This window comes from Cupriavidus sp. 05N39, from assembly GCF_056397325.1.
Genome location: NZ_JBFTNE010000160.1, coordinates 1 through 11120 on the forward strand (window position 1 = coordinate 1; position 11120 = coordinate 11120).

Below are 11120 nucleotides of genomic sequence, written 5' to 3' on the forward strand. Positions count from 1 at the left end.
GCCTACGCCGCTCCACCCGTATCTCGTGGCGCCACCACGCGTTGAAGTCATACACATAGACGAAGCCTTCGTGTTCGCGGAGACGAAACGCAGTCAGTGGCAGTTCGTTTGCCGCGGTGGAGAACTGCAAGACGGCCTCATGAGCTTTGCCGTAACGCCTGCCACGAATGCTGAACGTGTGCAGATGCTCGTCGGCCCAGCCCATGACTACCTGGATGACATTGTGCAATTGTCCGAGCGTCAAGTGCTCAGGAACGAGGACGCGTCGCCAAACCGGCGGGCTCAGGGCGCTCAGAGCAATTCGAAGTTGAAGGACGGTGATCGCCGGCCCAGGAACGGAAACCATGCGCGCATTTTAGGTGCCTCATTGGCCTCTCGGCGGTGGTCCGGTAGTTCGCCCCCGTTTTGGCGCGGTCTCCTCTTCAGGACCGTCCGGTCGATGGCCGATCATCGGCTGCCTCAATTAAGCTGCGCGTCGATCGCAGATAGGTGAAAGATCGGCCGCCACGGAAAGCCAAATGGTATCTGTTAGATACCTATCTGGTATCGGTTAGGTAACCCCAAGCGTTCTCTGTCCCCTCGAATTGCCACCCGCCGAGTCCACCACGTTCGTCACGCAGTGCCGCTGGCAGTGGGATCGCGCTCCGGGCCCGCCACCACGCCGGCATCATGCAGCCGGCCTATGGCGGCGCCGTCCAGCCCCAGGATTTCATGCAGTACCTGGTTGGTATGCGTGCCCAGCAACGCGGCCGGCAAAGTTGCCTCGCGCTCGATCGACGGAACCCGCACGGCCGCTCCGGCCGCAAGATGTTCGCCGATCCCTGGCGTCGCAATGCGCTCGAACACCGGATTGGCAAGGCTGACACGCGGATCGCCGGCCAGCAACTCGCCGACCGTGCTGTAGCGGCCCCAGCAGACCTTGCGCGCTTCCAGAAAACGCTCCGCCTCGGCCTGCGTGCGGGTGGCAAACCAGGGTGCGACCAGCTCGGCAATGGCCTCGCGGCAGGCAAACCGATCGGCCTCGTCGCCCAGGTTCAGGCCGGTACGCTGCTCCAGCGCAGTCACCTGCCCGGCAATGCCGCAAGCCTCCACCAGCGCTTTCCATTGCCCGGCCGAGATCGCTGCCACCATCAGGCGGCCGCCGTCCAGCGTGCCGAAGTCGCGGCCGAAGGCACCATACAGGTGGTTGCCGATCGACGGCCGCTCCTGCTGCAGCAATTCGGCCTCGGCCAGCAGGCCAAGATGCGACAGCATGGTGAAGGCCATGTCCGACAGCGCCAGCTTCAGCTCCGCGCCTGCGCCCGTGCGCCGGCGCTGCTCCACCGCCGCGACCACGGCAAAGGCGGCCTGGTACGCGCAGGCAATGTCCCACGCCGGCAGCACATGGTTGACCGGCCTCTCACGCGACCCGCCGCCGGTGACAGCCGGATATCCGGTGGCGCAATTAACCGTGTAGTCCACCGCCGTGCTGCCGTCGCCGTTGCCCTGGATGGTGCAGCTGATCATGTCCGCGCGCCGCGCGGCCAGCGCCTCGTGCGCGAGCCACGGCGTGCCGATATTGGTCAGCAGCACGCCCGCATCCGGCCCTGGCGCCGTCGCCAGCGCCTGCACCAGCTCGCGCCCTTCGGGCTTGCGCAGGTCAACCGCGATGCTTCGCTTGCCCTTGTTCAGCGCGGTCCAGTACAGGCTGCGCCCTTTGCCGTCGGCCTGCGGCATGCGCGGCATGCGCATGTAATCGATGCCGCCGCCGATCATGTCCACGCGGATCACGTCTGCGCCGAACTGCGCCAGCGTGAGGCCGGCCAGCGGCGCCGCGATGAAGGCCGAGCTTTCGATCACGCGCAGCCGGTTGAGGAAGGGGTAGGTCATGGGGGCGGTCCGGTTCGTATTGGCTGCGGCGTCAGGCGCGTTCGAACACGGCGGCGATGCCCTGCCCGCCGCCGATGCACATGGTTTCCAGCCCATAGCGCGCGCCGCGCCGGCCCAGCTCATGCATCAGCGAGGTCATGATGCGCACGCCGGTGGCGCCCACCGGATGGCCCAGCGAGATGCCGGACCCGTTGACGTTGAAGCGCTCCGGATCGTTCCAGCCCCAGCCCTTGGCGCAGGCCAGCGCTTGGCAGGCAAAGGCTTCGTTCAGCTCCACCAGGCCCATGTCGTCGAAGCCCAGCCCATTCTTGCCGAACAGCTTCTTGACAGCCGGCACCGGGCCGATGCCCATGTGCGACGGCTCGCAACCGGCCACGGCCCAGCTATGCAGGTAGCCGATGGGCTCCAGGCCGAGTGCTTCCAGCTTGTCCTCGGTCACGATCAGGCAGGCGGCAGCGGCATCGTTCTGCTGGCAAGCATTGCCCGCGGTGACGATGCCGTCCTTCATCAGGGGCTTGAGCCGCGCGAGCTGCTCGATGGTGAGATCGCCACGGATGCCCTCGTCCTCACTCACGATCAGCGCCTCGCCCTTTCGTTGCGGCACGCTGACCGGCACCACCTCCTGCGCGAACTTGCCGCTGGACCACGCGGCGGCGGCGCGCTGGTGGCTGCGCAGCGCAAAAGCGTCGGCCTCCTCGCGCGAGATGCCGTAGTCGCGCGCCAGGTTCTCGGCGGTCTCGATCATGCCGGAGATACGGCCAAAGCGGGATTCGGGCTGCGAGCGCTCGCGCCCGCGCTCCAGGCGGTCATGGAACTTCACGGTGCCGGCGCGCTTGCCCCAGCGCATGTCGGTGGTGTAGTACTCCACGTTGCTCATGCTCTCGACGCCGCCGGCCATCACGACATCGGCGGCGCCGGTCTGCACCATCATCGCAGCCGTGGCGATGGCTTGCAGGCCGCTGCCGCAGCGGCGGTCCAGCTGCATGCCGGCAACGCTGATGGGAAAGCCGGCCTGTAGCGCCACCCAGCGGCCTGTGCAAGGCACTTCGCCGTTGGCGTAGGAATGGGCGAACACCACATCCTCGATGCGGGCCGGATCCAGGCCCGTGCGCTCGACCACGGCGCGCGCCACGGTGGCGCCGAGTTCTTCCACGGAGATGCTGCGCAGGCTGCCGCCGAACGCGCCGATCGGCGTACGCAGCGGGGAGACGATTGCGGCTCGTTTCATGATGGCGTCCTTTGTTCTTGATGCAGTTCGTCAGTGCCGAACCGCGGGGTTTCCCTGGCGAAGAAGGCACGTACGCCTTCCTGCGCTTCCTTGGAACTGAAGACGCGGTCCGACAGCGGCAGTGCCCGCCGCATGGCCTCGTCTTCGGTAGTGTCAAAGCTCAGGTCGATGGCCTGCTTGCACAGCGCCAGCGCCAGCGGCGGGCGCTGCGCCAGCGTGGTGGCCAGCGCCAATGCGGCTTGCAGCGCCTGGCCCGGCGGCGCCACGCGATTGACCAGGCCCCAGGCCAGCGCGGTGCCGGCGTCGATGGCCTCGCCCAGGAACATCAGCTCCTTGGCACGCCCTTCGCCCACGCGACGCGTGACGCGCACCGGGCCGCCGCTGCCGGGGAACACGCCCAGCTTGATCTCGGGCAGCGCGAAGCGCGCCGTCTCGTCCGCCACGATCAGGTCGCAGCAGACCGCGATCTCCAGGCCGCCGCCAAACGCCAGGCCATTGACCGCCGCCACCGTCGGCTTCGGGAAATCGTCCAGCCGCCCGAACACCGCATGCTGCAAGGCAAGCTTGCCCGGCACGATCTGCCCGGGCCGCATCAGCGGCCGGAACTCGGCGATATCGGATCCCGCGCAGAAGGCACGGGTGCCGGCGCCGGTCAGCACCACGGCGCGCACGGCGGGATCGCGTTCCAGCGCGTCCAGGGCACGGTCAAGCGCCTCGGTCAGGCCGCGGAAGACCACGTTCAGCGGCGGGTTGTCCAGCATCAGCGTGGCAATGCCGTCTTTGGCGGAGCAACGCACCGGCCCTGCCGAGATCTCAGCCATAGCGCCCACCGGTCACGTGCAGCACTTCGCCGGTAATGAAGCTGGCGCGCTCCGAAGCCAGGAAGGCCACTGCATCGGCGATGTCGCCCGGCCGGCCAACCCGCTTGATCGGCTGCGCGGCGACAGCCCGCTCCTTGATGGTCTCGTAGGTGGGCAAGGCCTGCACCATCTCGGTTTCCATGAAGCCAGGCGCCACGCAATTGACCGTCACGCCGTAGCGCCCTTCCTCCAGCGCCAGCGCCTTGGCCATGCCGATCAGCCCGGCCTTGGCCGCCGCGTAGTTGGCCTGCGTGGGATTGCCGAGGTGCGCGCGCGAGCTGATGTTGATGACCCGTCCCCAGCCCTGTTCGATCAAGCGCGGCATCACGGCCTTGGTGGCCAGGAAGGCGCCCTTGAGCATGACCTCCATCACCAGATCCCAGTCCTCCTCGGTCATCTTGACGAGGTACTTGTCGCGTGGAAAGCCGGCGTTGTTGACCAGGATGTGCACCCCGCCAAAATACGCGACGGCTTCATCCACCAGCCGCTGCACGTCGGCGCTCTTGGTGATGTCCGCGACGATGCAATGCGCCTGCAAGCCGTCGGCGCGCAGCGCGGCGGCCGTGGCTTCGGCCTGCTCGCGCAGAATGTCCGTGATCACCACCTTAACGCCCTCTTGCGCCAAGTGGCGTGCCGTAGCCGCGCCCAGCCCGCGGGCCGAGCCCGTGACGATGGCGACTTTGTCCTTGATCTGTAGATCCATTCGGTTCTCCTCGGAATACGTGTATCGGGATGACTGCGCAAGCAGCGTCAGATTGGAGCGGGCGGCTGGCCCAGGTCCACGCGCCCGGCGTTGAGCACCACCACACCGCGTTCCAGCGCCGTGGTGCGCAGCGACACCACCGGGCCATCGACCCAGATCGCCGTGCGCAGCGTTTCGCCGGGCAACACCGGGGCCGTAAAGCGCACCCGCATGCCGCGCACCGTCGCGGCGTCGTAGCCAAGCACGGTTTTCAGCACGGCGTGCATGGCGATGCCCATGGTGCAAAGGCCATGCAGGATGGGCCGTGAGAACCCGGCCGGCTGCGCCACCGCCGGGTCGGCGTGCAAGGGATTGAAGTCCCCGTTGAGCCGGTAGAGCAACGCAGCCTGCGGCAGCGTCGCCAGATCGCACACGGCATCCGGCTCGCGCTCGGGCATCCCATGCGGAGGCGGCGGCGAGCCCGCCGTGGCGCCGCCGGCGGCAAAGCCGCCATCGGCGCGCAGCATGGTTGTCTGGGTGACGGTGGCCAGCAGGTCACCGGTGGCCGCGTCATGCACCTGGCGCTCCTGCATCATCAACGCGCCTTTGTCCGGGCCTTTGTCGTATAGCGCGGTGACCTTGTTCCGGCCAACCACCCGGCCCTGCGCCGGCAACGGACGGTGCAGCACGAACGCCTGCTCGGCATGCACCAGCTTCTGCCAGGTGATGCCGGTGTCCGCTTGGTCGGCCCAGAAGCCGCTGTAGCCCAGCACGTTGACCAGCGTGGGCAGCGCCTGCAGGCCGCCGCGCGCGTGCTCATAGACGTAGCGCAACTGGCCCGCGTCCAGCGGATCGGCGCCCAGGCCGATGCCCAGCGCGTAGCACATGCTGTCGCGCGCGCTGTAAGCCTGCTCGACGGGCGCAAACTGGCGGCTGAGGAGTTGCTTGGGATCGAGAGGCATGGCGGATCTTCTGGTCGATGGTGATTGCGTCAGGCCTGCGCTGCGGCGCCGCGGATCATGTTGCGGGCGATGACAACCTGCTGGATCTGGGTGGTGCCTTCAAAGATGCGGAACAGGCGCACATCGCGGTAAAAGCGCTCGATGCCGCTGTCGGCCACATAGCCGGCACCGCCAAAGATCTGCACCGCGCGGTCGGCCACGCGGCCGCACATCTCGGAGGCAAACAGCTTGCAGCAAGCCGCCTCGCTGGAGACGTTCAGGCCGTCGTCGCGCTTGCGCGCGGTATCGAGCAGCATGCTGCGCGCGGCGTACAGTTCCGCCTGGCTGTCGGCCAGCATCGCCTGCACCAGCTGGAAGCTGGCAATCGGCTGGCCGAACTGGCGGCGCTCGGTGGCATAGCGCAGGGCATCGCGCAGCATCCGCTCGGCCACGCCCACGCAGACGGCGGCAACGTGGATGCGCCCCTTGTCCAATACCTTCATCGCGGTGCGAAAACCCTGCCCCGTGTTACCGGCGCCGCCGATAATGCGGCTGGCCGGCACCCGCACGTTGTCGAAGATCACATCGCAGGTATGCGAGCCGCGCTGGCCCATCTTGCGGTCCCGCTTGCCAAAGCTGATGCCCGGCGTGCCGGCGTCCACGATAAAGGCGGTGATGCCAGCCGCGCCCGGGATGGCGGCGTCCGTGCGCGCCATCACCGTGAAGATGCCGGCATAGGGCGCATTGGTGATATAGCGCTTGGTGCCGTTGATCACGTAGTCATCGCCGTTTGCGCTCGCGGTGGTACGCAGGGATGCGGTTCGGAGCCGGCCTCCGGCTCGGTCAGGGCGAACGAGGCCAGGATCTCGCCGCTGGCCAGGCGCGGCAGGAATGCCTGCTTCTGCGCATCCGTGCCATCCATCAGGATGCCTTGCGAGCCGATGCCGATGGTGGTGCCGATCAGCGAGCGGAACGCCGGCGAGGTCTGGCACAGTTCGATGGCGGCAAGCGCCTCTTCTTCGGTGGTGAGCCCCAGCCCGCCGTACGCCTCCGGGATGGTCATGCCACACAGGCCGAGATCCTTCATGCCTTGCACGATGCGCGGCGGGATCTCGTCGGTTTCGTCCACCAGGCGCTCGGCGGGCACCAGTTCCTCGCGCACAAAGCGCTGGATGCTGTCGAGCAGGGCGTTGAGGGTTTCGGCGTCGCGAATCATCGGGGCAACTCCGTCACCTCGATCACGGCGTCGACGGCAAAGGCGCCCTGTCCTTGCGGCATCGCAAACACCGGATTCAGGTCCACCGATTGCAGGCGCGGGCCAGCCTGGTGCGCAAACACAGACAGCCGCGCCAGCATGCCCGCCAGCGCCTTGATATCCACCGGCGGCTTGCCGCGCGCGCCCAGCAGCAGCGGCGCGCCCTTGATGGAGCGGATCATCTGCTCGGCCACGTCCTCGCCGAACGGGCAACGGTGCAGCACCACGTCCTTCATCACTTCCACAAAGATGCCGCCCAGCCCGAACATGGCCACCGGGCCAAAGACCGGATCGCGCTGGATGCCGAGAATGCACTCCACGCCGCCGCTGAGCTGTTTGGCGACCAGCACGCCTTCGAGGCGCGCGCCCGGCACGGCCTCCTTGCCGCGAGCAATCAACAGGCCGAAGCCGGCACGCACGCCCTCGGCATCGGTGATGTTCAGCAGCACGCCGCCGATCTCGGACTTGTGCTGGATGTCCGGCGACAGGATCTTGAGCACCACGGGATAGCCCAACGCCTCGGCCGCCGCCACCGTCTCGCTGGCCGTGGCGCAAGCGCGTTCCGGGGCCACGGCGATGCCGGCCTGCGCCAGCACGCGCTTGGCCTGCGCCTCGCTGGGCGTGCGTCCCGGCAGGTCCACAGCGGGCACCGCGGGCGGCGGCAAGCTGGGAGCCCGCTCAAACGCTTGCCCAAAGCGGCCCATGGCTTCGATGGCCACCACCGCGCGGGTGGGATCCTCGAATACGGTGAAGCCGTCGGCCTCGTACTCGCGCACACGCTCGGGCGAGGCCAGCACCGACAGCAGGTAGAGCCGGTCAGGATGCTTGTCGCGCACGCCCTTTAGCTGCTCGCGCAGGCGCGGCGCGATCGAGTCGGCGCCGCCTGTGTAGGTAAAGAAACCCAGCACCGACTGGTAGCCGCCCTCGGCCACCACCGCTTGCGTGAAGCGCCCCGCGATGGTCATGTCGTTCAGGAACTGCGCCGTGCAGTCCACCGGGTTGCGCGGCGCGGCAAAGGGCAGCAATGCTCTCAGGTGCTCCTGGGTCGCAGGGGGCATCTCCGGCATCGGCAAGCCGGCCACTTCCGCCGCGTCGGAAATAATGACGCCGGCGCCGCCGCTGACGGTAATCACGCCCAGGGAATTGTTGGCAGGATAGATGCGGCGCGTGGCCAGTCGTGCCACGTCGAGCATATGCTCGGTGGAGCGCGCCCGCACCACGCCGAACTCGGCCAGCACGGCCTCGGTCACCGCGTCGTTTCCGGCCAGCGAAGCAGTGTGCGACTGCGCCGCCGCGCTGCCCACCGCGCTGGTGCCAACCTTCATCATGACCACCGGCTTGCGCGCCTTGCGCGCGGCCTCCAGCGCCTGCATCAGGCGCTGCCCGTCGCGGATGCCCTCGGAGTAGACCGCGATCACATCGGTGTTGTCGTCGTCCACCATGGCGTGGACGATGTCGCCCAGGCTGATGTCGCTCTCGTTGCCGCTCATCACGCAGGCCGACACGCCGATGCCTGCATCGCGCGCAATGCCCAGGATGTGGCTGCCATACGCGCCGGACTGGCTGGCAATGCCGACCCGCCCCGCCACCGGAAAGCCCATTTCCACCACCGAGGTGAAGCTGCCGTAAAATCCGGTGCCGGGATTGACCACGCCCAGCGAGTTCGGGCCAAGCAGGCGCATGCCGTATTTGCGCGCCGAAGCCACCATGCGTTGCTGGATCTGCGCGCCCTCGTCCCCGGCCTCGGCAAACCCGGCGGAAAACACAATGGCCGCCGCCGTGCCGCGTGCCGCCAGTTCCGCTACCACGTCGGGCGCCAGCTTGGCGGCCACCGCCACGATGGCCACGTCCGGCGTCTGCGGAAGGTCGGCCACGCTGGCGTAGGCTTCCAGGCCCTGGATGGTGGCGCGACTGGGGTTGACCGGCATCAGGCGGCCCTGGTACCCCTGGCTGCGCATGTAGTCGATAGGCCGGCCGCCGATGCGCAGCGGATCGTCCGACGCGCCGATGACGGCGACGGAACGCGGGCGAAGGAGACGGACAAAGGGATTACGGTCTGGCATGGCGAGATCGCTTGCAAGAAAAACAGTGGCGGCGGAGAGGGACGAGGAAAAGAAAAGGAGCGGATCGGGCCGGCGCGGCAGTCGCCCCTGCCTTCGCAAATCTGGCTTATTCGACTTTGGCGCCGGACGTCTTGACGACCTTTGCCCAACGGTCGATCTCCGAGCGGATCAACGCGCCGAACTGCTCAGGCGTGCCCGGCGACGGCTCGAAGCCCTGCGCGCGCAGGCGCTCCTTCATCTCCGGCGCGTCCAGCGCCTTGTGGATCTCGGCGTTGAGCTTGTCAATGATCGGCTTGGGCGTGCTTGAGGGCGCCATCAGCCCGTTCCACGCCAGGGTCTCGAAGCCTGGCACGCCGGACTCTGCCACCGTTGGCACATTCGGCAGCAGCGGCGAGCGCTTGGCGCCGGTGATGGCGATCGCACGTAGCTTGCCGCCATTGACCTGCGGCAGCGCCGAGAACATCAGGTCCATCACCAGCTGGGCATTGCCCGCCATCACGTCCGCCATGGCAGGCGCGCTGCCGCTGTACGGGATGTGGGTCATCTTCACCCCGGCCATCGAGCTCAGCAGCTCGGTGGCCAGGTGCGTGGACGAGCCGTTGCCCGCCGAGCCGAAGTTGATCGATCCCGGCTTGGCCTTGGCCGCGGCGATCACGTCCTGCACCGTCTTGTAAGGCAACGACGGGGTCACCATCACCAGCATCGGGCCGCGCGTGAGCTCGCTCACCGGCGTGAGATCGGTCTTGATGTTGTAGCGCAGGTTCTTGTAGAGCGAATGGTGGATCGAATGCCCGGTCGTCACCAGCAGCAGCGTGTAGCCGTCGGGCGCCGCGCGGGCCACCTGTTCCGCGCCCAGGTTGCCGGAGGCGCCGGGCTTGTTTTCGACCACGAACGGCTGGCCCATGCTGTCACCCAGCTTCTGCGCCAGCAGGCGTACCACGATGTCATTGGTGCCACCCGGCGGGTAAGGCACGACGATCTTGACGGGCTTGGCAGGAAAAGTCTGCGCTAAGGTAAGCGCGGGCAAGGTGAGCGCGGCGGTGGCCGCAACGGCAGCGGCAAGCCAGCGTTTCGTGCTGATCATCGATTGTCTCCGGTCTGAGGTCAGGCGCGGCCAAACGTGTGCCTGGCGCCCTCGGCTTCTTTGTGCCTGTTTCAGAAACAATCGTAAGCAATGCCATATACTTAATCCAATACTTTACATGCACCGAGCTATACACGAGGTATATGGATGGACCTGCGTCAACTCAAGCAATTCGTCGCCGTCGCCGAGACCAGCAGCTTCAGCCGGGCGGCAGAGCGGCTCTTCATGGCACAGCCGCCGCTTTCCGTCGCCATCCGCAAACTGGAGGAAGAACTCGGCACGCCCTTGTTCGAGCGCACTGCCCGCGGCGTACGGCTGACCGCCCCCGGCGAAGCCGCCCTGCAAGCCGCCAGGAAATGCCTGCAGAATGCGGAAGAAGTCAGCGCGGCCGCGCGTGCGACCGCCAGCGGCGAAGCCGGACGGCTACGCATCGGGTTTATCGGCTCGGTCACGTTCGGGTTGCTGCCGCGGCTGATACAGGCGTTCACCAAGCGCCACCCGCATGTCAAGCTGGAATTGCGCGAAGGCACCAACCTCGAACTGCTATCGCTGGTGGAAAGCGGCGAGCTTGACGTGGGTTTCGTGCGCGTGCCCACCGCCCGCCCGGAGAACGTCCGCTTCCAGCTGATCCAGACCGACGTATTCTGTGCCGCGCTCCCGCGCGGCCACGCCCTGGCCAAGCAGAAGCAGGTCGCCTTGCACGACCTCGCCGACTACCCCCTGATCGGCTACACGCCCTCACGCGTGGGCGGCCTGCAAGCCGCGGTGTCGCACCTGTTCGCACGCGCCGGCATCAGCCCCTACATCGCGCAGGAAGCCGTACAGGTGCAGACCGTGGTAGGGCTGGTGGATAGCGGGCTCGGGATCGCCCTGGTGCCGTCTGTCAACGCATCCCACTCATCGGGCCGCGTGGTATTCCGCCCGATCTCCGACCTGCCGCCGGATGCGTCGATCGGCATTTCGCTGGCGTATCACGCGCTGGACGAAACCGCTGTCACGCAACGTTTTCGCGAGAGTATCGAGGCGACGACGGAGAAGGCGCCTGGGGCCAGGCGGGAGGTAGTTAAGCGGAGCGGAGGTAGGCGCCAAGGGTAGCGCGGCCGGCCTACGGCTACACGGACTTCGCCCATAGCAACTA

The 11120-nt window shown here is 67.3% G+C and carries 9 protein-coding genes and 1 pseudogene; 1 reads left to right on the forward strand and 9 read right to left on the reverse strand.

Annotated features, from left to right (window positions below; translation table 11 throughout):
• The 9 genes and pseudogenes from AC1DN0_RS38600 to AC1DN0_RS38640 form a co-directional block, all read right to left on the reverse strand.
• Nucleotides 1–346: plasmid pRiA4b ORF-3 family protein (locus AC1DN0_RS38600; protein ID WP_477146492.1), on the reverse strand; the 346-nt coding region annotated here is incomplete at its 3' end.
• 266 nt (nucleotides 347–612) lie between these two features.
• On the reverse strand, nucleotides 613–1869 hold the full coding sequence (locus AC1DN0_RS38605) for a CoA transferase (RefSeq protein WP_441636946.1): 1257 nt from the start codon (nucleotides 1867–1869) through the stop codon (nucleotides 613–615).
• Between the two features lie 31 nt (nucleotides 1870–1900).
• Complete coding sequence (locus AC1DN0_RS38610) at nucleotides 1901–3097, reverse strand: acetyl-CoA C-acetyltransferase (RefSeq protein WP_441636948.1); 1197 nt, start codon at nucleotides 3095–3097, stop codon at nucleotides 1901–1903.
• Complete coding sequence (locus tag AC1DN0_RS38615) at nucleotides 3094–3918, reverse strand: enoyl-CoA hydratase/isomerase family protein (protein WP_441636950.1); 825 nt, start codon at nucleotides 3916–3918, stop codon at nucleotides 3094–3096. The genes AC1DN0_RS38610 and AC1DN0_RS38615 overlap by 4 nt, the downstream gene beginning before the upstream one ends.
• Nucleotides 3911–4660, reverse strand: coding sequence for a 3-oxoacyl-ACP reductase FabG (gene fabG, locus AC1DN0_RS38620; RefSeq protein WP_441636952.1), 750 nt, complete (start codon nucleotides 4658–4660; stop codon nucleotides 3911–3913). The genes AC1DN0_RS38615 and fabG overlap by 8 nt, the downstream gene beginning before the upstream one ends.
• A gap of 47 nt (nucleotides 4661–4707) precedes the next feature.
• A complete protein-coding gene (locus tag AC1DN0_RS38625; protein WP_441636954.1) occupies nucleotides 4708–5601 on the reverse strand; it encodes a MaoC/PaaZ C-terminal domain-containing protein in 894 nt (297 codons plus the stop codon).
• 29 nt (nucleotides 5602–5630) lie between these two features.
• Nucleotides 5631–6796: pseudogene (locus tag AC1DN0_RS38630) on the reverse strand (acyl-CoA dehydrogenase family protein).
• A complete protein-coding gene (locus AC1DN0_RS38635) occupies nucleotides 6793–8898 on the reverse strand; it encodes an acetate--CoA ligase family protein (protein WP_441636956.1) in 2106 nt (701 codons plus the stop codon). Before AC1DN0_RS38635 ends, AC1DN0_RS38630 begins: the two are co-directional and overlap by 4 nt.
• Nucleotides 8899–9004: 106 nt before the next feature.
• On the reverse strand, nucleotides 9005–9982 hold the full coding sequence (locus AC1DN0_RS38640) for a tripartite tricarboxylate transporter substrate binding protein (protein ID WP_441636958.1): 978 nt from the start codon (nucleotides 9980–9982) through the stop codon (nucleotides 9005–9007).
• A 147-nt stretch (nucleotides 9983–10129) separates the two neighbouring features.
• Between AC1DN0_RS38640 and AC1DN0_RS38645 the strand changes: the two genes are divergently transcribed.
• A complete protein-coding gene (locus AC1DN0_RS38645) occupies nucleotides 10130–11077 on the forward strand; it encodes a LysR family transcriptional regulator (protein ID WP_441636960.1) in 948 nt (315 codons plus the stop codon).
• The last annotated feature ends 43 nt before the right edge of the window (nucleotides 11078–11120 follow it).